Source organism: Mitsuaria sp. 7, from assembly GCF_001653795.1.
Classification (GTDB): Bacteria; Pseudomonadota; Gammaproteobacteria; order Burkholderiales; family Burkholderiaceae_C; genus Roseateles.
The window spans coordinates 2,098,796-2,124,221 of sequence record NZ_CP011514.1 but is presented as its reverse complement, the minus strand read 5'-3'; the positions used below and the strand labels follow the sequence as shown (position 1 = coordinate 2,124,221).

The 25,426-nt window shown below is 70.5% G+C and carries 18 protein-coding genes and 1 pseudogene; 9 read left to right on the top strand and 10 right to left on the bottom strand.

Features of this window, described 5'->3' with window-relative positions; all coding sequences use genetic code 11:
* Positions 1-12: 12 nt before the first annotated feature.
* On the bottom strand, positions 13-3,867 hold the full coding sequence (locus tag ABE85_RS09360; RefSeq protein ID WP_157522149.1) for an autotransporter outer membrane beta-barrel domain-containing protein: 3,855 nt from the start codon (positions 3,865-3,867) through the stop codon (positions 13-15).
* Positions 3,868-4,188: 321 nt separating this feature from the next.
* Positions 4,189-5,286, bottom strand: a complete 1,098-nt coding sequence (locus tag ABE85_RS09355) for a pirin family protein (RefSeq protein ID WP_067273084.1) — start codon at positions 5,284-5,286, stop codon at positions 4,189-4,191.
* 233 nt (positions 5,287-5,519) lie between these two features.
* Between ABE85_RS09355 and ABE85_RS09350 the strand changes: the two genes are divergently transcribed.
* The 4 genes from ABE85_RS09350 to ABE85_RS09335 all read left to right on the top strand — a co-directional run bounded on the left by ABE85_RS09350 (position 5,520) and on the right by ABE85_RS09335 (position 11,320).
* On the top strand, positions 5,520-7,445 hold the full coding sequence (locus ABE85_RS09350; protein WP_067273082.1) for a diguanylate cyclase domain-containing protein: 1,926 nt from the start codon (positions 5,520-5,522) through the stop codon (positions 7,443-7,445).
* A gap of 42 nt (positions 7,446-7,487) precedes the next feature.
* On the top strand, positions 7,488-8,048 hold the full coding sequence (locus ABE85_RS09345; RefSeq protein WP_082938477.1) for a DUF2878 domain-containing protein: 561 nt from the start codon (positions 7,488-7,490) through the stop codon (positions 8,046-8,048).
* A 132-nt stretch (positions 8,049-8,180) separates the two neighbouring features.
* Positions 8,181-9,665 carry an ATPase domain-containing protein gene (locus tag ABE85_RS09340; RefSeq protein ID WP_067273079.1) on the top strand — a complete coding sequence of 495 codons (1,485 nt, stop codon included), beginning with the start codon at positions 8,181-8,183 and terminating at the stop codon, positions 9,663-9,665.
* Positions 9,662-11,320, top strand: a complete 1,659-nt coding sequence (locus ABE85_RS09335; protein WP_067273076.1) for a response regulator — start codon at positions 9,662-9,664, stop codon at positions 11,318-11,320. The genes ABE85_RS09340 and ABE85_RS09335 overlap by 4 nt, the downstream gene beginning before the upstream one ends.
* 88 nt (positions 11,321-11,408) lie before the next feature.
* On the opposite strand, the gene ABE85_RS09330 is transcribed toward ABE85_RS09335, so the two are convergent.
* A complete protein-coding gene (locus tag ABE85_RS09330) occupies positions 11,409-11,750 on the bottom strand; it encodes a YciI family protein (RefSeq protein ID WP_067273072.1) in 342 nt (113 codons plus the stop codon).
* A gap of 160 nt (positions 11,751-11,910) precedes the next feature.
* On the opposite strand from ABE85_RS09330, the gene ABE85_RS09325 reads away from it, so the two are divergent.
* From ABE85_RS09325 to ABE85_RS09310, 4 genes are all read left to right on the top strand, one after another.
* The gene (locus ABE85_RS09325) at positions 11,911-12,282 is read left to right on the top strand and encodes a DUF5071 domain-containing protein (protein WP_067273069.1); all 372 of its coding nucleotides are present in this window, start codon (positions 11,911-11,913) and stop codon (positions 12,280-12,282) included.
* Between the two features lie 67 nt (positions 12,283-12,349).
* Positions 12,350-12,706 carry an antibiotic biosynthesis monooxygenase gene (locus ABE85_RS09320; protein WP_067273065.1) on the top strand — a complete coding sequence of 119 codons (357 nt, stop codon included), beginning with the start codon at positions 12,350-12,352 and terminating at the stop codon, positions 12,704-12,706.
* On the top strand, positions 12,703-13,356 hold the full coding sequence (locus ABE85_RS09315; protein WP_067273062.1) for a helix-turn-helix domain-containing protein: 654 nt from the start codon (positions 12,703-12,705) through the stop codon (positions 13,354-13,356). The genes ABE85_RS09320 and ABE85_RS09315 overlap by 4 nt, the downstream gene beginning before the upstream one ends.
* Before the next feature lie 43 nt (positions 13,357-13,399).
* A complete protein-coding gene (locus ABE85_RS09310) occupies positions 13,400-14,578 on the top strand; it encodes a hypothetical protein (RefSeq protein ID WP_067273059.1) in 1,179 nt (392 codons plus the stop codon).
* 86 nt (positions 14,579-14,664) lie between these two features.
* Here the strand turns inward: ABE85_RS09310 and ABE85_RS09305 are convergent, their stop codons facing one another.
* The 3 genes from ABE85_RS09305 to ABE85_RS09295 are packed head-to-tail and all read right to left on the bottom strand — an operon-like array spanning position 14,665 to position 17,118.
* Positions 14,665-15,582 (bottom strand): MBL fold metallo-hydrolase, encoded by a 918-nt coding sequence (locus ABE85_RS09305; RefSeq protein ID WP_067273056.1) that lies wholly within the window; start codon positions 15,580-15,582, stop codon positions 14,665-14,667.
* The gene (locus ABE85_RS09300; protein ID WP_067273054.1) at positions 15,579-16,448 is read right to left on the bottom strand and encodes an SDR family oxidoreductase; all 870 of its coding nucleotides are present in this window, start codon (positions 16,446-16,448) and stop codon (positions 15,579-15,581) included. The genes ABE85_RS09305 and ABE85_RS09300 overlap by 4 nt, the downstream gene beginning before the upstream one ends.
* A gap of 13 nt (positions 16,449-16,461) precedes the next feature.
* Positions 16,462-17,118 carry an O-methyltransferase gene (locus ABE85_RS09295; protein ID WP_067273051.1) on the bottom strand — a complete coding sequence of 219 codons (657 nt, stop codon included), beginning with the start codon at positions 17,116-17,118 and terminating at the stop codon, positions 16,462-16,464.
* Positions 17,119-17,243: 125 nt separating this feature from the next.
* Here ABE85_RS09295 and ABE85_RS28360 point away from each other — a divergent pair, with 125 nt between their 5' ends.
* Positions 17,244-18,053 carry a TetR family transcriptional regulator gene (locus ABE85_RS28360; RefSeq protein ID WP_082938476.1) on the top strand — a complete coding sequence of 270 codons (810 nt, stop codon included), beginning with the start codon at positions 17,244-17,246 and terminating at the stop codon, positions 18,051-18,053.
* Between the two features lie 40 nt (positions 18,054-18,093).
* Here ABE85_RS28360 and ABE85_RS09285 read toward each other — a convergent pair.
* The 4 genes and pseudogenes from ABE85_RS09285 to ABE85_RS09270 form a co-directional block, all read right to left on the bottom strand.
* A pseudogene (locus ABE85_RS09285) lies at positions 18,094-19,446 on the bottom strand (efflux transporter outer membrane subunit); the annotation flags it as partial.
* Positions 19,439-22,537 carry an efflux RND transporter permease subunit gene (locus ABE85_RS09280; RefSeq protein ID WP_067273036.1) on the bottom strand — a complete coding sequence of 1,033 codons (3,099 nt, stop codon included), beginning with the start codon at positions 22,535-22,537 and terminating at the stop codon, positions 19,439-19,441. The pseudogene ABE85_RS09285 and the gene ABE85_RS09280, both read right to left, overlap by 8 nt.
* 9 nt (positions 22,538-22,546) lie before the next feature.
* On the bottom strand, positions 22,547-23,800 hold the full coding sequence (locus tag ABE85_RS09275) for an efflux RND transporter periplasmic adaptor subunit (RefSeq protein ID WP_197507280.1): 1,254 nt from the start codon (positions 23,798-23,800) through the stop codon (positions 22,547-22,549).
* Positions 23,793-25,013, bottom strand: a complete 1,221-nt coding sequence (locus ABE85_RS09270; RefSeq protein ID WP_067273033.1) for an arabinose transporter — start codon at positions 25,011-25,013, stop codon at positions 23,793-23,795. Before ABE85_RS09270 ends, ABE85_RS09275 begins: the two co-directional genes overlap by 8 nt.
* Between the last annotated feature and the right edge of the window lie 413 nt (positions 25,014-25,426).

The following is a 25,426-nucleotide window of genomic DNA, read 5'->3' as shown; positions in this document are numbered from 1 at the left end:
CCCTCCGATCCCTCAGAACGTGGCGATGGCGCCCAGCGTGAACGAGCTGTCCGTGCGGTTCTCCCGGCTCTGCCCGCTGACGCCGGCGTAGACGTAGCCGCCGGGCATGACCAGCCAGGTCCCCGTCAGTTCCGCGCGCAGGTATTGGCGGCTGACGCGCGGCGCCTGGATCTGGATGGCCGTGCCGACCAGGCTCGCATCGACGAGCATGCGCCGCAGCGCGCCCGACTCGCGGCCCACGGCCAGTCGCCCGCCGAAGGTGAAGCGCGAGGTGCCCGGATCCTTGTCCGGCGAGCCCACGCCCACGCCCAGCTCCATGCGGCCGCCGCCGGCCGACAGCTTGCCCAGATTCAACGCGGCCAGCGATCCCGAGTCCTCGACCGCGGCATCGCGCTTGACCCGCTGCGTCTCGACGCGGGCGTACGGCACGAGCCGCACGTTCGCGTAGTTCATCGCCGTGCGCACGCCGATGCCGGCGAACATCTGGCGCGTGGAGGCGTCGGTCTTCAGCTGGCCCTGGCTCAGGCCGAGCGCCGCCAGGGGATCGTCACGGCTGCTGAGCGCCTTGCCGCCACCGCCGCCGATCTGTCCGTCGAGGATCAGCCCGGCGCCCAGGCCGAGCTGGCCGTACGCCATGCCGAGCGTGTCCTTCACCTCGCCGGTGCCGCCGCTGTCGGAGCTGAGCTTCTGGTTGGATTGCGACAGCGCCACGCCGACGCCGTTGGTGCCGTCGTTCAGCACGTCGAAGCCGATCGTGATCTGGTGGCGATCGCGCGAGCGCGCCCCCGACGAGGCGCCGTCCGCGGTCCAGCGGCTCCTGCCGCCGCTGTAGTCCACCCACAGGCCGCGCTGCCGCGTCTCCAGGGCGGACAGGTGCCGGGACACCGCGTCCTGCAGGCGCTGGCCGGCCGAGGGCAAGGCGGCCGCGACGGCCCCGTGGATCTCGCCGCTGAGCGAGCGCATCGTGCCCATCAGCGTCGCGTCGTCGAGCCCGGCGACCGTGTCGGACAGGGTCGTCTGCGCCGGGGTCGCGGTGGCGGCGTCCTGTGCCGCGGTGATCTTGTCCAGCGCCGCGGCGACCGACTGCGTGTTCAGGTTGGCGCCCTGGGCCTGGGCGAGGGCCAGATAGGCCGTCGGCACGACCAGCAGGTCGACGCCGTTGGCGGTATAGAGCGCCCGCAGCCGTGTGCCCGCCGCCAGTCCGGTGGGCTGCGAGAAGGCGCCGAAGGTCGTCGCGTCCAGCCCGCCCTGCGCGGTGACGATGTGGAAGCGCTGCCCCCGCGTCGGCACATACGGCGTGTAGGTGCCGAGGCCGGAAATGCCGACGAGATTGACCGTGAGCTGCGCGCCGTTCGCGCTGAACTTGCTGCCGGCGCCGGTCAGCACGAGCTGGTCGTGGTGTCCCGCGCCGGTGCCCGGCGTCGCGCCGTTGATGTCGACTTCGAAGGTCGATCCGGGGGCCAGGCTGACGCTGGCGCCCACCGTCATCACGCCGGGGGAATTGCCCGGCGACAGCTTGCCGCCCGACGCGACCGTCACCGGTCCGGCGATCGTGCCGCTGCCTTGCAGCACCGCGCCGCTGCGCACGTCCACGCCGCCGGCCAGACTGCCGTTCACGTGCAGGGTCGATGCGGCCAGGATGGTCAGTCCGGTGTAGGCCTGCGCGTTGCCGACGGTCCATTGCCCGCCGTTGAGCCGCACGCCGCCGCTGCCGCTGATCGCGCCGTTAAAGGACGCGGCCGTCGTGTCTATCGTGAGGGTCTTGCTGCCGAGCGCCACGTTGCCGCCGCCCGCGAGGGACTGCACGCTGGCGCCGGCGGTGGTGCCGGAGATGTCGAGCGTGCCGCTGTTCGTGACGCCGCCGGAGACGGCGATGCTGCCCGTGCCCGTCAGCGCCAGGGTCGCGCCGCTCGCGATCAAGGTGCCGCCGGTGAAGGTGTTGACGCCGGACAGCGACTGCGTGCCGCCGGCGACGGCCAGACCGCCGCTGCCGGCGATCGTGCCCGCATAGCCGCCGCTGGCGTTGGCCAGCGTCAGGGTCTGGGCGCCCAGGGCGACCGTGCCGCCGCCGGTCAGGCCCTTCAGCGTCGCGCCGGCCGTCGTCGCGGAGATGTCGAAGCTGCCGTCGTTCGCGAGCCCGCTGGACGTGGCGATGCTGCCCGCGCCCGTCAGCGCCAGGGTCGCGCCGCTGGCGACCGAGGTGGCGCCGGTGAAGGCGTGGACGGCGGACAGCGACTGCGCGCCGCCGGCCACGGTCAGACCGCCGCTGCCGGCGATCGTGCCCGCATAGCCGCCGCTGGCGTCGGTCAGCGTCAGGGTCTGGGCGCCCAGCGCGACCGTGCCGCCGCCGGTCAGGCTCTTCAGCGTCGCGCCGGCCGTCGTCGCGGAGATGTCGAAGCTGCCCTCGTTCGCGAGCCCGCTGGACGCGGCGATGCTGCCCGTGCCCGAGAGCGCCAGGGTCGCGCCGCTGGCGACCGAGGTGGCGCCGGTGAAGGTGTTGATACCGGACAGCGTCTGCGTGCCGCCGGCGAGGGTCACGCCGCCGCTGCCGGCGATGACCCCGCCGAAGGTGTCCGCGGCACTGGTGAGGGTCAGGACTTGCCCGCCCAGCGCCACGGACCCCGTGCCCGCCAGGCTCGTCAGCGTGGCGCCGGCGCTGGTCCCGGCGATGTCGAACACGCCGTTGTCCACCAGCCGGCTCGAGGTGGCGATGCTGCCCGCGCCGGCCAGCGCCAGCGTGGCGCCGCTGCCGACCGTCGTCTGGCCGGTGTAGGTATTGACGCCGGTCAGCGTGATCGAACCGCCGCTCGCGCCGGCGTTGACGAAGCTCATCGCGCCCGGCGTGCCGGTCGTCTGGTCGGACAGCACGCCGCTGAAGGTCGAGTTCAGGCCGTTCTGGTCGATCGTCCCGCCGGTGCCCTTGATCGCCAGGTTGGCGCTGTAGACGGCGTTGGCGACGTCGGTGTGCAGCGTGCCGCCGTCGAACACCGGATTGACGGTGCCGTTCACCAGGTCGGAGCCGGTCACCGTGCCCGAGGTGATGTCCGGTGTGGCGGGCGGTGCGTTGGTGCCCGCCAGCGGATTGCCCGTGTAGGTCCCGATGGTGTTGGCCAGGAAGAAGTTCGGCGGGACGGCGAGGTCGTTCCAGTTGTAGTCCGCGAAGCTGACCTTGTAGGTCCCCGTCGTCGCGATGTTGAAGGTCGTGGTGAGCCAGGGCGTGACGCCGTCCGCCGTGTCGAAGAGGTAGGCCACATAGGTGTTGGGCGAGGGACCGGCCGTGTCCCCCGGACCGCCCGCCCGGGCCAGGGACTCGAGGTACTCCAGTCCGTTGCCCGACAGCGAGAAGAGCGCGCCGTCATTGAAGCCGTGATCGGTGACGTTGAGCGCCCAGGAGAACGAATACGTCCCGGCGTTGAGCGTCATCGTCTTCGTCAGCACGGAGAAGTTGGTGACGCTGCCGCCGAAATTCGGGTTGTGGTTAAGCAGCGCATCGACGGTCCCGTTGGTCAGCCCCAGCGCGGAGTCCGCGGCGGAGGCCCCGTTGATGGTGCTGGAGACCGGCGTCAGCCGCCACATGCCTTGACCGGTCGGCGGCGTCAAGGTGAACGGCGTGCCCTTGCTGATCGTCGTGAACGGCGTCGTCTGGTAGGTGACGTTGTTGCCGATGCCGGTCCAGCCGGTGGAGAAGTCCAGGGTGGTCGTCTGCGCATGGACCGCGCAGGGTACCGTGGCGAGGGCGCCGATGGCACCGAGGGCGGCGAGGTACAGCAGGTTCAAGCGTGGAAGCTGTCGCTGCCGGCGCACGGTGCGCTGCGCAACGGCAGTGAAAGACGGCCGCGCGCGGCTCAGGCAAAGACTGTCACCCATGAGTCATCCCCTATGTTCAATGGTTTGAGTCGGCCGACCCGGATCGCCTGAGGCGCATCGCCTCATCCGCGCAGGCGGATGACGTACTGCGTATGCATTGCCTTGGAGATCTCTTGGGGCCGTGACGGCAATCAGTCTTGCATGAACCTTTGAATCGGCTCCCCGGAAAAGACCGATGAACAAGGTGGTATGCGCTGAATTGCCGGAAATCAAATGAACGGGCCATTCGCCAGGGACACCGCGCAACGGGGTCCCAGGCGCGTCTCCCCCATTAGGGGGTCAGGATTTGTCTGGCCGTCTTGCCGCCTGGCCCGGGATGATTCAGTCCTGTGACGGGGGCCGCTCCGTCCACCCGTTCGCATGCCGCGCGAAACGGTCCTCCTCGTGGCCGTGCACCGGTGCCTGGTCCGGCCACGGCCAGCCGCCGAACTCGGTCCGGCGGTAGTCCTCGAAGGCCTGGCGCAGCTCCTGCTCGGTGTTCATGACGAAGGGGCCGTACTGCGCCACCGGCTCGCCGATGGGACGGCCTTGCAGCATCAGCAGCTCGCCGGGCTGATCGCCGTTGCTCAGCACGACCGCTGCGCCGGCCCGCACTTCAATGGCGGCGCCGACCGGCACGACCTGACCCTCGATGGTGAGCTCGCTGCCGGCGAAGAAGTACAGCTTGCGCCGCGTCCCGTCGCCCAGCGCCGCCGGCAGCGTCCACGTCGCGCCGGGTTCCAGGCGCAGCGTCCACATCGCCAGGTCCGAATGCAGCCGCGAGCCCCAGGAGTCCGGCGGCGGTGCCAGCGGCCTGGCCGCGCCCGCCGACCCATGGCCATTCCCGTTGCCGTTGCCGGTCCCCGTCGCGGCCAGCTCGCCGGCGATCACCACGACCTCGGTGGCGCGTCCGGCCTCATCGACGAAGGTGTGCCGCGGGATGTCCTGCGACCAGAACATCGTGAAGTGCGGTTCCACCATCTTGCTGTCCGCCGGCAGGTTGAGCCAGATCTGGAACAGCTCCAGCGGATTGGGCCGGTCGGTGTGCAGCAGCGGGAACATCTCCGCATGGACGATGCCCTTGCCGGCCGTCAGCCACTGCACGTCGCCGCCGCCGAAGCGCGCGCCGGCGCCCAGCGAATCGGCGTGGTCGATGCGCCCCTTGCGGACGATGGTCACGGTCTCGAAGCCGCGATGCGGGTGGGCCGGAAAGCCGGGCACCTGCTGGCCGTGATACATGCTCCAGCCGTCCTGGCGCGAGAAGTCCGAGCCCATCTTCCGGCCCGCCAGCAGCGCCGCGTCCGGCCCGTGGCGGCCGTTGCCGGGCGGATAGGCGTCGTCGTGGTGGACGCAGAACAGGAACGGGTCGATCGTCTCCCAGGGCATGCCCAGGGGCTGGACGGAGACGATGGCGGAGGAGGGCGTGTGGTGGGCGGTCATGGCGTGCGGGTGTGCTCCAGATATCCCGCCACCCTAACGCGATCCGGCCGTTCCCGCTCGGGGGCAGGCTTTGCCGGTGATCCGGCGGATCGGGCAAACCCCGTCAGTCGTCCCCCTACACCAGCTTCATCCAGTGCCGGATAGCGCGGCGCAAGGCGCAGACGTACAACATCCGACATTGGGCCAGGGGTGGGCGTTCCCCGCCGACGGCCCCGCCGGAAAGCCGCCTCGCCATGCAACACCAACGAACGATCGTCACGACCTCACTCACCCGCCTGCGCCGCGGGCTGGTCGCCGGCAACCTGATGCTGGGCCTGCTGCTGTGTCTGGCCGCCGGACTGAGCCTGCACAACGCCCGCGAAGGCGACGAAGACGCGGCGCGGCTGACCGCCGAGAACCTGAGCGCGAGCATGAGCGGCGAAGTGGCCGCCGAGCTGCGCCTCATCGACAACGCCCTGGCCACCGTGGCGGAGCGCTACGCGAAGACGTCGCGTGCGGCGGACCGTGCCGAGGTCCTGGCGCAGATGGTCGCCGAGCAGCGCGAGCTGCTCAGGCATGTGAGCGCGGTGCGCGTGGTCGATGCCACCGGGCTGGTGACCACCGACGGGAACCCGCTGGCGACGCCCGTGCGCCTCGGCGACCGGGCCTATTTCGAGCAGGCGAGGGCACGCGATGCCACGGTGGTGTCCGAGCCGCTGCAGGACCGCGTGGCGGGAGGCTGGTGCATCGTGATCGCGCGCCGGCTGATCAACGCCGACGGCGGCTTCGACGGCATCGTGCTGACGGAGATGACCTCGGAACACTTCGCGGAACACTTCGCCGAGATGGCGCTCGGCCAGTCGGGCGCGATGGCGATGCGCATGAACGACAACTTCCTGCTGGTGGCCCGCCATTCCGCGTCCGAGCCGCGGTCGCTCAAGGGGTTGGGCGAGGCCACGGTCTCCCAGGCCCTGCGCGAGCACCTCAGTCGCGACCCGGCGCAGGGGTGGTACGTGACCTCGACGGCGCTGGACAAGGTCGAACGCATCACCGCCTACCGCCGCGTGCAGGGCTACCCGTTCACCGTCTACGCCGGCCTGAGCACCGGGGAGTACCTCGGCGCCTGGTACCACCAGGTCGCGGAACTCGCGGGCCTCGTGGCGCTGATGATCGCCCTGGTCGCCGGCATCTCCGTGCTGCTCTATCGCGGACAGAAGCGCGAGCATGAAGGCCGGCTGGCTGCGGACCGCACCGCGCGCGAGCAGTCGCTGATGCTGGAGAACGACCTGGTGGGCATGGTGCGCCTGCGCTCGCGCGTGATCCTCTGGGACAACCGCGCCCTCGAACGCATCCTCGGCTACGGCCCCGGCGAACTGCGCGGCATGCCGATGCGCGAGCTCTACCTGGACCAGGCCACCTTCGACTACATCGGCCGGGCCGGCTACGGCGCCCTGCGCGCCGGCGAACGCTTCCGCACCCAGGTGCAGATGCGCAAGAAGGACGGCGCGGCGCTGTGGATCGATCTCAGCGGCATGCTGGTCTCCGAGGACGAGAGCCTGTGGATGCTGGTGGACATCGACGCGCTCAAGCAGAGCGAGGAGAAGGCCTACGGCATGGCCTTCCGGGACGCCCTGACCGGCCTGCCGAACCGGCGCCTGTTCGAGGAGAAGCTCGCCGACGCCCAGGCGGGCGCGTCGCGGGCGGACACGGGCCTGGCGGTCTGCTACCTGGACCTGGACGGTTTCAAGCCCGTCAACGACCGCCATGGGCACGAGGCCGGCGACGAGGTGCTCAAGGAAGTCGGCGCCCGGCTGCAGCAGACCCTGCGCGCCAACGACATCGTGGCCCGCCTGGGCGGCGACGAGTTCGGGATCGTGCTGGCCACCACCGGCGACGTGGGCAGCGCGCGCGCGGTGCTCCAGCGCTGCCTGGCGGAGATCGAGCGGCCGATCGGGATCGCCGGCGGTCACCTCGTCACCGTGAGCGCGAGCATCGGCATCGTGCTGGCCCGGGGATCCTGCGAGATGGCCGCAGTCATGCGCGGCGCCGACGAGGCCATGTACGCGGCCAAGCGCGCCGGCAAGGGACGCATCCAGATCGGATCGTCGGTGTCGTCGACCGCCGCGTCGGTCGCGGCGCTCGCGACGGCGCCGTCCACGCGGCCGCTGCTCGTCGCTTAGAGTCAGGGCGCCCGGGGCACTCCGACCCCACGGAGGTGTCGCGTGCGGAAGAAGGAAGCCTTGGTCCTCGTCGGTCAGTTCCTCGTTTTCCAGATCGCCTGGTTCGCGTGCGTGCTCGGTGCGGCGAACGGGCAGGTCGGATGGGGACTGCTCGCCGTCGGCGTCGTCCTCGTCCTTCAGTTGAGCGTCAGCGCCGGGCGACGCGTGGACCTGGCCCTGATCGCCGGTGCGCTCGTCCTGGGTCTGGTCTGGGACACCTTCCTGCTGCGCAGTGGCTGGCTCGTCTACGCATCCCCCGGTCCGGTCGAGGGCTGGGCGCCCGTCTGGATCCTGGCCTTGTGGGCCTTGTTCGCCAGCATCGTCCGCGGGCCGCTGGCCTGGCTGCACGGCCGGCCGTGGCTGGCGGCGCTGCTCGGCGCCATCTCCGGCCCGGCGTCCTACCTGGGCGCCGTGAGACTGGGGGCGGGCGTCTTCCCCGACACGATCCAGGCGCTCGCCGTGCTGGCCGTGGGATGGGCCGTCATGACCCCATTGCTCACGGAAGCCGCCCGGGGCTTGACGGTGCAGGACGACGCCGCTCCTGCGCGGCATGACCGTCCATGACCGTCTGGGGAGGGCACGCCGCCGTGAGCGAGCGGGCACGCCATTTGCTGCGGCGCGGCTTTCGACCTCTCCGGACCGCCTCCGCGGGCGCCTGGACGAGAATGCACCTCTTTCGCCCGCGCCGTCCGATCCATGACCCCCACCCGCTGCTCCACCGGCATCTCCGGCCTCGATGACATCCTCCAGGGCGGACTTCCCGCCGGCCACCTCTACCTCTTCGAAGGGGAGCCGGGCACCGGCAAGACCACGCTGGGGATGCATTTCCTGCTCGCGGGGCTCGCGGTCGGCGAGCCCGGCCTGTATGTCACGCTGTCCGAGACCGGCAATGAGCTGAAGGAGGTCGCCAAGTCGCATGGCTGGAGCCTGGACCACCCCCAGCTGGAGGTCTTCGAGCTGGTCAGCGCGGAGCAGCTCGGTCCCGAGGCGGAGCAGACCATCATCCACCCCGCCGAGCTCGAACTGAACCAGACCGTGCAGGGCGTGATGGCGCGCATCGAGGCGACCCGACCGAAGCGCGTGGTCTTCGACAGCCTGTCGGAGATGCGCCTGCTGGCCCAGGATCCGTTGCGCTACCGGCGCCAGGTGCTGGCGCTGAAGCATTTCTTCGCCCACCACGACTGCACGGTGCTGATGCTGGACGACCTGAGCGCGTCCACCGGCGACATGCAGCTGCGCAGCATCGCGCACGGGGTCGTGTGGCTGCAGCAGATCGTGGGCGAGTACGGCGCCGACAAGCGCTTCCTGCGCGTGGCGAAGATGCGGGGCATCGGCTTCCGCAGCGGCGAGCACGACTTCACCCTCAAGACCGGCGGCCTGGAAGTGTTCCCGCGCCTGATCGCGGCGGAGCACCACAAGGCCTTCGTGCCGGAGAACGTCAGCAGCGGCAACGTCGCCTTCGATGCCGCGCTGGGCGGCGGCCTGGCCCGCGGCAGCAACACGCTGTTCGTCGGACCGTCCGGCGTCGGCAAGACCACCACCGCCATTGCCTGCGTGCACGCGGCGTTGCGGCGCGGCGAACGGGCGGCCTACTACCTCTTCGACGAAGGCCTGGGCACGCTGCTGCCCCGCGCCAGGACCCTGGGCTACGACCTGCAGCCCGACATCGACGAAGGCCGCTTCCTGCTCAGCGCGCTGGATCCCGCGGAGGTCACGGCCGGCGAATTCGCCGCGCGCGTGCGGCGTTCGGTCGAGGAGGACGGCGCCCGCACGGTGGTCATCGACAGCCTCAACGCCTATCTGCAAGCCATGCCCGGCGGCAAGTTCCTGATGCTGCAGATGCATGAGCTGCTGACCTACCTCAACCAGCGCGGCGTGATGACCATCCTGGTGCTTGGCCAGCACGGCATCCTGGGGCAGGGCCGGCTGGACATCGACCTGAGCTACCTGAGCGACGCGGTGGTGCTGTTCCGCTACTTCGAGGCGCGGGGCAACCTGCTCAAGGCGGTGTCGGTGGCGAAGAGCCGCACCAACAAGCACGCCAACACCATCCATGAGTTCCGCCTCGGCGACCGCGGCGTGGAGGTGGGCGAGGCCCTGACGGACTTCGAGGGCGTGGTGTCCGGCATCTCGCGATACGCCGGAGAGATGGCGCTGCTGAGCGACAACGACGCTCGATGAGCGACGCCTTCGAATCCCGGGTGATCATCCTGGCGCCGTTCGGGCGGGATGCGCAGGTGATCGCGGAGGTCGTGCGGGGCATGGCTACGGCCCAGCCCGTGCACACCCCCGAGCAACTGCTGGCGGCCCTGAACGAAGGGGCCGCGGCGGCGGTCGTGACGGAGGAGGCCTTGTCCATCGTGCCGGGCAGTCCGGTGCACCTGTGGCTGAGCCGGCAGCCGTCCTGGTCGGACTTCCCCTTCGTCGTGCTGACCGGCAAGCGCACCGGCCGGCGCGCGCACAACGCGGCGACCTCGCTGCACCTGATGGGCAACGTCATCCTGCTGGAGCGGCCGCTGAGCCCCGACACGCTGCACACCGCCGTGGAGGCGGCCGTGCGCGCCCGGGCGCGGCAGTACGCGAACCGCGCGATGCTGGCCGAGCTCGCGGTCGCGCATGACGCCGTGGAGCGGCTCAACCGCGAGCTCGAGGACCGCATCGAGAGCCGCACGCGCGAGCTCTCGATGGCCAACAACCGGCTCATGAACGAGATCGCCGAGCGCGAGCGCGCGCAGGCGGCGCTGCTGCAGGTCCAGAAGATGGAGGCCATGGGGCATCTGACCGGCGGCATCGCGCACGACTTCAACAACCTGCTGCACGTCATCGGCACCAACCTGGACCTGCTGGCACGGCTGGACTGTCCGCCGCCGGCGGGACGGATCGTGGAGGGCGCGCGGCGCACGGTGAAGCGCGGCGCGCGCTTGACCGAGCAGCTGCTGTCCTTCGCCCGCAACCAGTCGCTGGTGCCGCAGGCGACCGACATCCACGCGTCGATCAACGGCATGCAGGAACTGCTGCTGACGTCGGTCGGTTCGCGCGTACGCATCGAGCTGGCGCTGGCGCATCCGCAGCCGGTGGTGCGGCTGGATCCCAACCAGCTGGAGATGGCCGTCCTCAACCTCGCGCTCAATGCGCGCGATGCGATGAAGGAGGGTGGCACCATCGCCATCGCCACGCAGGAGGCCGAGTGCGAGCGTGAGGGTCAGGTCGTGCCCGGCGTGCGCGTGACGGTGGCCGACAACGGCGCGGGCATCCCGCCGTCCATCATCGAGCGCGTGTTCGAGCCCTTCTTCACCACCAAGGCGATGGGCAGCGGCACGGGTCTGGGACTGGCGCAGGTCTACGGTTTCGCGAAGCAGTCGGGCGGGCAGGTGCGCATCGACAGCGCGCCGGGGCAGGGGACGCAGGTGCACCTCACGTTCCCGCTGGCCATCGGGGCTCTGGCGGAGGAGGCCGAGGCGGATCGCTCGAGCCTGGTCACGCCGCGCCAGGACATCCTGGTGGTCGAGGACGACGACGAGGTGCGGCATTCCATCGTCCAGAGCCTGGAGCTGCTGGGGCACCAGGTGACGGCGGTGTCCAACGGCGCGGATGCGCTGCGCACGCTGGGCGAAAGCCAGCCCAGCCTGCTGATCGTGGACTACGTGATGCCGGGCATGAACGGCGGGGAGCTGATCCGGCGCGTGCAAGACGCGTGGCCGACGATCCCGATCATCCTGGCGACGGGCTACGCCGACATGGACAAGGTCGGTCAGGTGCTGGGCGCCCGGTCCATCCTGAAGAAGCCGTTCCGCGTGGACGCGCTGGCGGAGGCGGTGCACCTGGCGGTGGCGTGATCGGTCCTCTTGCGCCCTCTCCCGCTTGCGGGAGAGGGCAGCGGTGAGGGCCAGCAGCCTCACGCAAGAACCGACCCCCGACTGGCGGTCAGGACGCCGGATCGAAGAAGAACACGCGAAGTTCCTGTCGACAGCGGCAGGCCTTGGCGATGCGCGCGGACCAGTCGACGGCCGCTTCACGCGACGGCAATTCGAGGACACAGAATCCGCCGTTGAGCGTAGGCCCCCCGGGGTAGCCGCCTTCAGCGACGCTGCCATCCGCCGAGACGAGCACCGGCGCGACGCTCTCATCGATGCCGCCGCCGAAGACATAGACGCCGGCCACCTTGGCCTCCTCGATCACCGCATGCGAGTCGCGGACCACCGCGTCCCACTCGCCGTCGGGAACGACCATCGCGGCGCTGGGGAAGGAGATGAGGTACTTGGACATAGCGCTTCCTTTCAGGAACTCTCGCTGCCCGGTGATAACTCGCCATCGCCGAGCGCGAACCAGTTTAGTTTGACGCAGGACCTCGCCACGAGGGGGCGACTGAACGCCGGGCTGGGCCAGCCTGGCCACGCGGCCGCCGCGCCTGTGTTTGAATCCGTGAATGACTTCCATCGTGCCAAGCGACAAGTTCGACGTGGCGGCCGCCCAAAGGGCTGCCGTCGCCGACTGGGATCACCTGCGACCCGTTGCGACGCCACTTCTGGCATGGGTGCAGGACGCCAATTGGCCTGTTGCGGCAGTCCTGGCTCCCGCTCTTGCCAGCGTCGGAGCACCCCTCGCACCATTCATTGATCGGATACTTGTGGGGAATGACGAAACTTGGAAGTACCACCTCCTCGAGGCCGTCGTGGCGCGCTCACCAGCGCTGATCCATCTGCTCCGACCGGTGCTTGAAAGAATCGCGTTCGACCCCACGCCGTCCGAATCTGCGGAAGAGGTCGATCAAGTGGCGCGCAGCCTGCTGGCGCAGTGACACCTCTTGCCATCGACAGCGCCGCCATCCTTCCTTCTGCCATCTCCATACCCATTTCCATTCGCCCGTGTTCACCTCCACCTTCACCTTCTACAAGGGCGAGTACGACGCCGACTTCCATGCGCTGGACAACGCCATCGCGGAGATGGCGAAGGCGATCCCGGGCTACCTCGGCGAGGAGAGCTGGGAGAACGCCGCGCTGGGGCTGATCACCAACGTCTACTACTGGGAGTCGATGGCCGCGTTGCGCCAGTTGATGGCGCATCCGCTGCATCTCGAAGCGAAGCAGCAGCACACGCGCTGGCTCAAGGGCTACCAGGTGGTCGTCGGCGAAGTCGTCAGCATGTACGGGAGCCTGGACATCCATCCGTTGGCGGGGCGTCGGGTTGCTGAACCGCGAGCCGACGAGCGCTTGAACGAATGACGACCGCCATCTCCGTTCATCGCGCGCTTGAGCGGATGGAACGCCACCGCCATCGCCACGCCTATGTCGCCCTTGTGCTGGCGGGCGGCTACATGGAGGCGGGCGACCGCGGGCGGCTGCGTGTCGAGGCCGGCCAGGCGGTGTTCCACGGCGAGCATGAATCTCATCAGAACGAGTTCTTCCGGGCCGGCGCCCGCGTGCTCAATCTGCCGGCGCCCGGGGGCGACGTCGTCGAGGCGTTCGGACAGGTGGACGACGCCGACGCGATCGCCCGGCTCGCCGAGCGCGACCCTCGCGAGGCCGCTGCGCTGTTGCGCCAGACCTTCCGCCCCTCGGTCGCCCGGCTCAACGACTGGCCGGACCTGCTCGCCGCGGCACTCGCGGCCGATCCGAATCTCGTTCTCGCCGATTGGGCCGACGCCATGGGCATCGCGCCGCAATCGCTCAGCCGGGGCTTCGGCCGCGCCTACGGCACCAGTCCCAAGCGCTACCGGCTGGAGCTGCGCGCGCTGCAGGCGCTGCGCCGGCTGCCGGGATGGCGGGGATCGATGGCCGCGCTCGCCGCCGAGTCCGGCTTCGCCGACCAGGCGCACCTCACGCGCGCCATCGTCGAGTTGACCGGACGGACGCCCACACGCTGGGTGGGTTAAGTCCGTTCAAGAACGGACCGCCCCGCATGCCTAGCATCGGGGCATGCAACGACGAACCTTCCTGACCGTGCCGCTGATCGCTTCGGTGGCGTCCGTGCTCTGCACCCTGCCTGTCGACGCGCGATCTGCGGCGGCATCCGCCGCGCCATCCGCCGGCAACCGGACGCGCTGGAAGGTCCGCGCTTCCGAGGGCTTCGATGCGATCGCCTTCCTCGGTCCGCTGTCCGGCACTCAGCTCTACCTGGACTTCTATGCCGAGGACGCCGCCGCCTTCGCACCGCGCCTGCCGGAGGCGGTCCGCAGCGACGTGGCCCGGCTGTGGAACGAGGCGACGAAGGACGGCTTCGGTCTGCTCGGTCCCAACCTGCAGGTGCTGTTCTCGGCCAACGGCAACGATGCCTCGATCGCCACGTTGCTGAGCGCGCTGCGATCGCGGCGGACGGCCATCCTGCCGAGCTACAAGGCCAGCAGCTACTGGAACGAAGAGGACTGGGCCTGGTTCGATCGCGCGGCGCCGCGGATCGATGCGATCTTCAGCGCGATGCAGCGCGCGGGGTTCGCGGCGTTCCGCAAGGAGCGGATCGGCAAGGACCTGGACCCGCGCATCGCCGAGGTGCAACGCGCGCTGGCCGGCTTCGACGTGATCGCCTGGCAGGAGAAGCTGACCGGCCGCAGCTTCGATCCGGAAATCCAGATCGTGCTGCTCCAGTTCTCCAAGCCGCATGGCATCAAGGTGCAGGGGCAGACCTTCCTGCAGGCGGCCGACTACGACACCGCCACGACGGTGCGCATCGCCGCGCACGAGATGCTGCATCCGCCGATGCCGATGGACGGCCCGGCCGCGACCGCCGCGCTCGCCGCCTTCGGGCGCGACCCGCTGATCACGAAGATCGTCCGCGACCACGATCCCCGCTGGGGCTACACGACGCTGAAGGGCCTGATGGACGAGGACCTGTGCCAGGCCCTGGACCAACTGATCAGCGAGGCGCTCGGCGTGGCCCGCAATCCCGCGGACCGCTGGCGCAAGTCGGACGACGGCATCCACGTGATCGCCGCCGGCCTGTACGGACTGCTACGCCAGGACCGATGGGCGGAGAAGGGCGGATCCATCGAGCGCTGGCTCGCCAGCACCGCCGCGGAGGGGCGCCTGGACCCGGCCGTGTTCCACGCCGTCGCCGCGCGGGTGCTGGAGCGGCCGGTCGATACGCTCTGGCCCTTGTGATCCCTGCGATCCCTGCGATTCGTGTTCGGGGGCGACGAACGGAAGGTCTCCGTGCCCCTCATGCCGCCTCACTCCGCTCACTCCGCTCACTCCGAGTAGGCCGCCTGGACGAACGACGTCACGTCGTCGATGTGCCAGTCCGGATAGGCCGACTTGAGTTCCGCAGTGAGCAGCTCGCCCGCGCGCTCGGCGCTGAGACCCTGCTGCTTCATCGCCAGCGCGCGCTGGCGCAGCAGGACCAGGAATGCGCGCGATTCATCGAGCGTGGTGCGATCGCCGACCGGGCTGTGGTCCGGCACGAGGTGGCGCACCTCCAGCCTGGCGGCCTCGTCGATCGCGGCGATCCAGCTGGCGGCCGTGCCGCCCTGGCCATGGATGAACGGGCTGGTCCTGTTCTGGATGACGTCCCCCGAGATCAGGGTGCCGTCCGGCTCCACGAAGACGAGCTGGTCGCCTTTCGTGTGGGCGGCCCCCAGCCAGAGCAGCCGGGCCGTCACCCCGCCGCCCAGGTCGAGTCGCAGCTCGCGGTCGAAGAGGATGTCGGGCGGCCTCGTGACCGCCCCGTCCAGCAGGGCCTTGTTGAGCGGCGTCATGCCTTTGAACAACTCGACGAGCGCGAGCCCGTGCTCGTCCATCTCCCGCTGTTGAACGGCGTTGCGGATGATGACCGTGCCGGCCGGGAACCCCCCCTCGCCGAAGGCATGCTCGGGGTGGAAGTGCGTCGTCGTCAGGAACAGCCGGGACTTGGGGCGCGAGAGTCGCGCCGCCACCCGCGCGGCCGTCCGCCCGTTGCGAGGTCCCAGCCCGGTGTCGACGACCAGGGTCGCGCGAGGGCCGACCACGATGGCGACGTTCGGGAATCCCGCGATCTGCCAGACGTGATCGGAGACCTGGGCCGCCGTCTCGCCCAGGATGGGCTGATCCATGTGGGACACCTGCGCGCCGGCCGGCAGGAGGCGCGCGCAGAGCGCGACGGCGAGCAGGGTCCGTGAGAAGGCGTTCATGACCCTGCGTAGTAGGCGGCCTGATCCAGGTCCTCCAGCAGGCTCGGGCCCATCGGCGTCCAGCCCAGCAGGTCGCGGGTCCGTTGGCTGGACACCGACATGTTGCCGCCGGCCATGTTGGCGAACCATCCGAAGTGATCGCGACCGCGCGCCTCGACGGGCAGTCCGAGCTGGCGTCCGATGACTTCCGCGATGGCCTTGAACGGCACCGCCTCGTCCGCGACCGCGTGGTAGACCGACTGCTTCACCCCCTGCTCGAGGGCCAGACGGTAGACCCGGGCCGCGTCCAGGCGGTACACGCCCGACCAGCAGTTGTCGGCGCCTTCCACATAGGCGGACACACCGGTCTCGCGCGCCAGGCGGACGAGGATGGGGATGAAGCCGTGGTCGCCGATGCCGTGCACCGACGGCGCGAGACGGACGGTCGCGACCTTGCCGCCGACCTCGGCGATGGACCGGGCCGTGGCTTCCGAGACGCGGGGCGATCCCGGATGGGGGAGGTCCGCTTCCGACGCGCCGCGCGGCATGCCCGACAGGCCGGAGGTGACCAGCAGCGGGCGTTGCGAGCCGACCAGCGCCGTGCCCAGGGCCGCGATGACGCGACGGTCCTGCTCGCAGCAGGCCGGGAAGTTCTTGAAGTCGTGGGTGAAGGCGGTGTGGATGACCGCGTCGGCCAGATCGGCCGCGACGGTCAGCGCATCGAGGTCGTCGAGCGTCGCGATGACGGCCTCGGCGCCGGCGGCGATCACCTCCGCGGCCTTGTCCTGCGAGCGTGCCAGACCGGTCACCCGGTGGCCGGCGGCGATGAGATCCTTGACGATGGCCGAGCCGACCCAGCCGGTGGCGCCAGTAACGAAGACATGCATGGTATTTCCTTGATCAGTAGAGGCGAAGGGAGATCTCGACGTCCTTGTCGAACGGCAGGGAGAGGTAGCCGCTCTCCGGGGAGCGGACGCGTTTCAGGTAGTCGGGGCTGTAGTCGACGTTGTCGGCGATGACGAGCGCGCCCGGTCGCAGCTGAGGTTCGACCAGATCCAGCACGTCGTCGTACAGCGCCTTCGCGCCGTCGAGCAGCAGCAGGTCGATCGACGCCGGCAGGCCGGTGCGCAGCGTCTCGAGCGCGTCTCCCTCGCGGAAGTCCACCAGGTCGCTCAGGCCGGCCTCACCCAGGTGCGCGCGGGCGCTCGCCACCTTGGAAGGCTCGAACTCCGTCGTGATCAGCAGGCCGCCGCCGTTGTCGCGCAGCGCCGCGGCCAGATGCAGGGTCGACAGTCCGAAGGACGTGCCGAACTCGACGACGTGGCGCGCCTTCGCGTGCCGGGCCAGCAGGTAGAGCAGCCGGCCCGTCTCCGGCGATACCGGCAGCCAGAGGTCCTTGAGCTGGCTGTAGAAGGACAGGTACTCGGTCTTGCTGCGCATGAGGCGCTGGCGTTCTTCCCGCGGGATGGCGGCGGCCGCGGGGCTGGTCGCCGCGTCCGCCTGCGCGAACAGTCGCGTCAGCAGCGGTGCCAGGGGCGCCGTGGTCAATGTGGTCATGGTCAATTTCCGGTTGCAGGCACTGCGGTGCCTAGCGTTAAATACGATCAATTCATCGTGTTTGAAGAATACGACTGATACGTCGCATTCGCCATTCGCATTCCCGCAGCCGCCTTTCCTCCGCCATGTCCACACGCAAACCGCCCCAGATCTCCTCTCGCAAGCTCCCTCAGCAGGCCCGTTCCACCGACCTCGTCGCCGCCATCCTCCAGGCGGCTATTCAGGTTCTGGAGAAGGAAGGCGCCGCGCGCTTCACCACCGCGCGGGTCGCGGAGCGGGCCGGCGTCAGCGTGGGCTCCGTCTACCAGTACTTCCCGAACAAGGCGGCCATCCTGTTCAGGTTGCAGTCCGACGAATGGCAGGAAACCACGGAAACGCTGCGCCGCATCCTCGAGGACCGCAAGCGCCCGCCGCTGGAGCGGCTGCGGGTGCTGGTGCTGACCTTCATCAAGTCGGAATGCGAGGAGGCCGACATGCGCGTGGCGCTCAACGACGCCGCCCCGCTGTACCGCGATGCGCCGGAGTCGCAGGCGGCCAAGTCCGAAGTGAACGAGACCATGGCGCGCTTCATGGAAGAGGCGGCGCCCGAGGCGGGCGTCGCGGCCCGCGCGCTGGCGGCGGACCTGGTCCTCACGACCTTGAGCGTGGTCGGCCACGACTTCTCGGCGAGCCCGCGGACGGGGCCCGAGATCAAGGCTTACGCGAACGCGCTCGCGGACATGTTCTGCGCCTACATCGGCAACCTGACGGACGCCGGCACGCCGGCGGCGTCGCAGACTTCCGACGCGCCGGAGGCGGGCGGCACGACGGTCAAGGCGCGGCTGAGGGCGAAGCCCGCGCCGGCGCCGATGCCTTTGACGCCGCTGAAGGCGAAGGCGAAGCCGAAGGCCAAGGCGCCGGCGAAGTCGACGTCCAGCCGCCGCCGAGCGCCTTGAAGACGTCGACGCGCGTCGATCCGACGCGCTGGTCCGCGGCCGCCCCCTGCGCCGCGATCGCCACCAGGTCGGCGCGGGCGAGGTGCAGGTCCATCTCGCTGGCCGCGCCCGCCTCGAAGCGCCGTTGCGCGCCCTGGAAGACCGCCTCGGCCTTGCCGCGCGCGAGGCGCAGCGCGGCCTGCTCATCGACGGCGGACGCATAGGCGCTCAACGCGGTCTCGGTTTCCTTCAGCGCCGTCAGCACGGTGCCGTCGAAGCGGGCCAGCGAGGCCGCGCCGTCGGCCCGCGCCTGTTCCAGGCGAGCCTGCACGGCCAGGCGATCCGGGAAGGTCCAGGACACCAGCGGACCCAGGCCGAAGGACCAGCTGCGGCTGCCTCGCAACGCGTCGTTGCGCGTGTAGTCAGCCGAGGCGCCTAGCGTCACGCGCGGGTACAGCTCAGCCGTGGCGATGCCGATGCGCGCGACGTCGGCGGACAGCTGACGCTCGGCCTGCCGGACGTCCGGACGACGCCGGAGCAGCGTCGCGCCGTCGCCCACGGGCAGCGTGCCGCGCAGCGTCGGCGGCGACGCGCAGTCGCGCGCTTGCGGCGGGATGTCCGCGGGCGTGCGACCCAGCAGCGCGGTCAGCGACAGCAGCGCCGCAGCCTGCCGGCTCGACCACGGCGCCAGTGCGGCCTGGGCCTGGGCGACCGCCAGGTCCGCGCGCCGCACGTCGATCTCCTGCGCGGCGCCCGCCGCATGACGGGTCTTCACCATGGCCAGCACGCGCTCGGCAATGTCCAGCGACTGTCGGGCCACGTCGGCAGAGGCGTTCGCGGCGCAGGCGTCGGAATAGGCCCGCGTGACCTCGGCCGCGACGACCACGGCCGCTGCGTCGCGCGCCGCCTCCGTCGCCTGCAGATCCGCGTGGGCCGCGGCGATGCTGCTGCCCACGCGGTCGAACAGGTCCACCTCGTAGGCCACGGCGAACCGGCCCGAGTAGGTCCATTGCACCGGCGTCCGGCCGGATCCGCCGGAAGCCGCCGGATTCCGCCCCGACGAGGCACCCGCCGACACCGTGGTGTCGGGCCAGCGGGCGCCGCGGGACTCGGCCTCCACGGCGCGCGCGCGGTTCAGGCGTGCCATCGATTCGCGCAAGCCGGTGTTGGCGCTCAGGGCCTCGCGGACGAGTCGGTCCAGCACGGGATCCTCGTACAGCCGCCACCAGTCGTCGGGCGCCTGCGCATCGGACCGCACCAGGGCCGACTGCTGCTGGAACGGTCCCGACGCGGTCGACGGCGGGGACGGGGGCCGATAGGCGGGCGGCGTCGCACAGCCGCCGATCAGCGTCCCGAGCGTGGCCAGCGCGCAGGCGAGGGCGATGCGCGCCACGGGCGATCGCCGCTCATGCATGCCGGACCTCCGTGGCGGCCAGTTCGTTCTCTCGCGCGCTGCGGGCGGCCCGCCGGTGGTCCTTGGCGACGAAGCTGTAGACGGTGGGCAGCACGAACAAGGTGAACAGCGTGCCCACCAGCATGCCCATCACCACGACGATGCCGATGGAGAAGCGGCTGGCCGAACCCGCGCCGGTGGCGAACAGGAGCGGCACCAGCCCGGCGACCATCGCCGCGGTCGTCATGAGGACCGGGCGCATGCGCACCTCGGCCGCCCGGTGGATGGCGTCGACGCGGTTCAGGTCGTCCTGCTCCTGGATGTGATTGGCGAAACTGACCATCAGGATTCCATGTTTGGAGATCAATCCGATCAAGGTGACCAGACCGATCTGCGTGTAGATGTTGAGGGTGGCGAAGCCCAGCCACAGCGGCAGCAGCGCGCCGCAGACGGCCAGCGGCACCGTCACGAGGATGACGAGCGGATCCCGCAGGCTTTCGAACTGCGCCGCCAGCACCAGGAAGATCACGACCAGCGCGAAGCCGAAGGAGACGACCAGACGGTTGCCCTCCTGCACGAACTGGCGGCTGTCGCTCAACCAGTCCACGCTGGTGCCGACCGGCAGCGCCTGCGACTGCAGGAAGGCGACCGCTTCGCCCATGCTGACGGTGGGCCGGGGCAGCAGCTCCAGCGTCACCGAGTTCAGCTGGTTGAACTGCGTCAGCTGGTTGGCCTGCGGGCGCCGATCGATCCGGGCCACGGTCGACAAGGGCACCAGGGCGCCGGACGCCGTCTTGACCTGGAAGCGGCCGAGGTCCTCGGGCGCGGCGCGGTCGCCGCCGCGGACCTGCGGGATCACGTCATAGGAACGGTCGTGGAAGTTGAAGCGGGACACGAAGTTCTCGCCCACCAGCACGGCCAGCGTGTCCGCGATCGCCTGCATGCTCACGCCCAGCTGACCCGCCTTGGCGTTGTCGATGCGCACGTGGGCTTGCGGACTGTCGTAGGCGAGGTTGTTCTGGACGAACACGAACAGCCCGCTCTTGTGGGCCGCGGCGCGCAGCTTCTCCGCCGTGTCGTACAGCGCCGTGAAGTCGTCGGCGGAGCGCAGCACGATCTGGACGGGCAGGCCGCCGCTGGAGCCGGGCAGGGGCGGAAGCTGGACGGCCGTGAAGGTCTGGCCGTCCACCGCGGCGCCCGCGGCCTGCAGCTGCTTCTGGATCTCGACCGAGTTGCGGGAGCGCGCCGACCAGTCCTTGAGGATGGCGCCGCCGAACATCTGGTTCTGACCCCGGCCCGTGCCGCCGATGTGCATGAAGCTGCTGTCGAATTCGGGCAGGGATTCGAAGATCTTCTCGATCTGGCGGGCGTAGGTGGCCGTGTAGCCCACGCCGGCGTACTGCGGCGCGCGGTTGACGACGATGACGGCCCCCTGGTCTTCGGTGGGGGCCAGTTCGCGCCGGATGCCGAGGAACTGGACCACGATGGCGGCGAGCATGGCTGCGCCGACGAGCAGGACGACGCCGCGCATGACCAGGGTCCTGGCGAGCAGGCGTCCGTACGCGGCGCCCAGCCCGGCCATCAGGCGCTCGACCGATCGGGTCAGGCGCGAGTCGCCGGCCCGGCTGCTCAACATCGCGGAGCTCATCATGGGCGACAGCGTCAGCGCGACGACGCCGGAGACGACCACCGAGCCGGCCAGCGTGAAGGCGAACTCCTTGAAGAGCGCCCCCGTCAGTCCGCCCATCATCCCGATCGGCGCGTAGACGGCGGCCAGCGTGAGGGTCATGGCGACCACCGGGCCGACGATCTCCCGCGCCCCGACCAGGGCGGCGCGGATCGGCGTCAGCCCCTCCTCGACGTGCCGGTGGATGTTCTCGACGACGACGATCGCGTCGTCGACGACCAGGCCGATGGCCAGGACCATCGCGAGCAGGGTGAGCAGGTTGAGCGAGAACCCGAAGGCCAGCATCAGCGCGGCGGTGCCCACGAGCGAGAGCGGGATCGTGAGCACCGGGATGAGCACGGCCCGGAAGGAGCCCAGGAACAGGAAGATCACGACCACCACGATGGCGACGGCCTCGACCAGCGTGGTGCGCACCTCCTCGATCGACGCGTTGACGAAGCGCGCCACGTCATAGTTGGGACGCACGGTGAGCCCGGGCGGCGCCATCTCGCGGATGCGCGGGACCAGTTCGCCGGCGCGCCGGACGATGTCGACCGGGTTGCCGTCGGGCGTCGGGTAGAGGGCGACGAAGATCGCGGGCGTGCCGGTGGCGAAGGAGGCGTTGTCGTAGTTCTGGCCGCCGATCTCCACGGTGGCCACGTCGGACAGGCGGACGATGCCGCCCGTCGATCCGTCCGCCGTGCCGCCCCGGATCACCATGTTCCGGAAGTCGTCGACGTCGCGCAGGTCCGTCGCCGCGCTGATGCCGGTGACGGTCAGCGCGCTCTTGAGCTGCCCCGGCGCCGCCTGCACGTTGTTGGCGCGCAGCGCCGCGGCGACCTCGCCCGCGGACAGGCCGCGGGCGGCCAGCCGGACCGGATCGATCCACAGCCGCATGGCCAGCGTCTGTCCGCCGTTGATCTCCACCGAGCCGACGCCCGGGATGCCGCTGAACATCGGCACCGCCACGCGCGCGGCGAAGTCGGTGACCTGGGGGATCGACAGCGTGTCGCTGAAGAAGGCCACGTACTGGACCGCCGTGCCGCCCTCGGTGGACTTGCCGATGACGGGGTCGGTGATGCCCGCGGGCAGCCGGGACTTCACCTGCTGCACCTTGGCCAGGATCTCGGTCATCGCCCGGTCGGCGTTGGCGTTGATCACCAGCCGCGCCTTGATGTCGCTCCTGCCCTGCGTGGTGGTCGAGCTGAGGTACTCGATGCCGGTGGCCGTCGCGATGGACTGGGCGATCGGCGTGGTGACGAAGCCCTGCATCACGTCCTGGGTCGCCCCGGGCAGCGTGGTGCTCACCGTGATCGTGGCGTTCTCGAGATAAGGGTACTGCCGCACCGGCAGGGCGAACGACGCGTAGAGACCCACCAGCAGGATCAGGAGACTCGCGACGATTGCCAGCACGGGCCGGCGGATGAAAAGGTCAGTGAACCGCATCTGCGCCTCTCAACGGGACCGGACGGGCGAGGCCGTGGGCGTGGACGCCGCGGGCGATGACGATGACGATGGCGACGGCGACGGCGACGGCGACGGCGACGGCGACGGCGACGGGCCGGTGCGCACCTTGGCGCCCGGCCTCAGCCGGTTCTGGCCCGCGACGATCACCAGATCGCCGGCGGCCAGGCGTGCCGCCTTCGGATCCGCGCTCCGGCCCGCGCCGGGCGCCGTGTCCACCAGCGCCTCCTCGCCCAGCGTGCGCAGGACCGTGACGGGCACCACCTCGATGCTTCCGACGCCGTGGGCATCGATGTCGCGGACGCGGACGACGGTGTCCCCGGAGGCCGTCGTCACGACCGCGGTCAGCGGCAGCGCTGCCGCTGTCGCCGTCGAGGACGAGGGGACTCGCACCGTCGCATACATCCCGGACTTGAGCGTGCGGTCCGGATTGCGCAGCAACGCCTGCACGGTGACGTTGCGGGTGCTGCCGTCGATGCGGGGCTCGATGGCGCTGATCGTGGCATCGACGCCGCGCGCGATGCCGTCGACCTGCACGCGCACCCGGCCGCCGATCGACAGCTCGCCGAGGTTCTGCTGCGGCAGCGTGAAGTTGACGTGGAGCGGATCCAGCTGCGTCAGCGTCGCGATCGCATCGCCCGCCTGGAGGTACTGGCCGGGATTCACGCGCCGCAGACCGAGCTGGCCGGCGAAGGGCGCGCGCACGGTCTTCTGCTCGATGCGTGCATCGAGCTGTCGCACTTCGGCGCGGGCCTGGTCCGCCTCCGACTGGCGCAGGTCCAGCGTCTCGCGGGACTCGGCGCCGTCCGGCACCAGCAGCCGCGCGCGCTGCAGATGCTGTTCCGCATAGGCCGCGCGTGCGCGCGCCGCCTCGCGGTCCGCGCGTTCAGGCGCGTCGTAGAGCTGCAGCAGCACGGCGCCGGCCTGGACGGTCTGGCCGGGCTCGAACGAGAGCGCCGTCACCCTGCCGGCGGTGTCCGGCGAGACCCAGACTTCCCGCACGGCCTGCAGGCTTGCGACCGCCTGCAACTCCGCACCCGCCTCGCGCAGCGTGACGCGGGCGGTGGCGACCTGCACCGGTCCGGGCGGCGGCGGCGGCGGGACCGCCTGGCGGAGGGTGCGCCACGCGTAGAGCGACCCCATGACGGCGGCGAGCGCGACGGCGGTCAGTGCCAGCGCCAGCGGCAGCCGGCGACGGGACGACGGGGCGGCGCGCGAGGGCGCGGCGGTGCGGGGCTCAGCCACGGGCGGCTCCTTGCGGCTTGGCGATCAGGAGCGCCAGCGCCACCAGCGAGGACAGCGCCACGACCACGGCACCGGCGAGATACACGGCGTCGACGGTGTAGGCCCGCGCCAGCGCGCCGGCCGCGGGGCTGATGATGCCCAGCGAGATGTCGAGGAAGGCGACGTACGCCCCCATGGCCAGGCTGCGGGCCTGCGGCGGCGCGCGGCGGACCGCTTCGACGCCGAAACCCGGGAAGGCCAGCGAGTAGCCGAAGGCGGTCAGGGCGATCCCCAGATAGGCGACCTGGGCGGAGTCCGCCTGCCAGATCACCAGCAGGCCGGCGGCCTCGATGAGCACGCAGACCAGCGCCACCTTGGCGCCGCCGATCTTGTCGGGGAGGTGGCTGAAGAGGAGGCGCGCGCCGATGAAGGCCGCGCCGAAGGCGGTGAACGCGAGCGATGCATCGCCCCAGCGTTTCGAGACGAAGAGCAGGGAGATGAAGGCCGTGATCACGCCGAAGCCGGCGCTGCACAGGGCCAGGCCGAGTCCGGGACCGCTCACGGCGGAGAGGACGGTATGGAACGGGGCGCGGCGTTGGGCCGACGGCGGCAGCGCGGGTGCCCTGGCGATGACCGCGAACGCGATCATCGGGATCACCAGCACGGCGGCGCAGATGCCCACGAAGCCGCGGCTCGCGTTCAGGGCGACGCCCAGCGGCGCGCCGACGGCATACGCGCCGTAGATGGCCGTGCCTATCCACGCCATCACCTTGCCGGCGTTCTGCGGACCCGCCAGGCCGATGCCCCATCCCATGGCGCCGGTCACCAGCAGGCTTTCGCCGAGCGCCAGCAGCAGGCGTCCCGCGACGATCAACCAGACGGCCGTCGTCGGCCGGGTCGGGAAGACCGTCGAGAGCAGGTAGACGATGCCCGAGGCGGACGCGAGGATCAGGCCCAGCCTGACGGCGCGACGGGTCCCGCGGAGGTCCGCGAAGTTGCCGGCCCAGGCCCGGGAAAGCAGGGCCGCGACGAACTGGGAGCCGACGACGAAACCGACCACCAGTTCGTCCATGCCCAGCGTGCGATGCACGTGCAGGGGAAGGACGGGCAGCTGGAGACCGATGGTCAGGAAGCCGATGAACACGGTGAGCGTCAGCGGCAGGAGCTGGAGGAAGATGCGGGCGCCCGAGGGCCCGGTCGGGGCGCCGCGCGAGGCGTCGAGGGTGCGGTTCATGGTCGTGTGCGAAGAGGGGGAGGATGGGAACGGGTAAGGAGGGCGTCGCGGTCGGAAGCTGAGGTCCGGACAGTGACGTAATGCGACGGATTGATCGCGTTGAAGAATACGATTGATTCGTCGCATTACCTATTCGCATTCGCAGGCGGACGACGGCAGGCCTGCGAAACCATCGCCGACGCGTTGATTCACCTGTGGCGCGGGCGGTGCACCGCCGGCGGCGGACCGAGGTCGCGCGATGGGCAGGGCCGCCCACTGTTCAGGTTTGCGCCGGTGACCCGCCGGTGATCGGGCGGGTCCGTACCGAATGCGAATAGGCAGACCGGCGCGACGTCGGCATGATGGCGGCCTCCGATGCGGCGATCACGCCGCGCCGGTTCCCGTAAGCGTTTACGTCAACCAACGCAAGACCT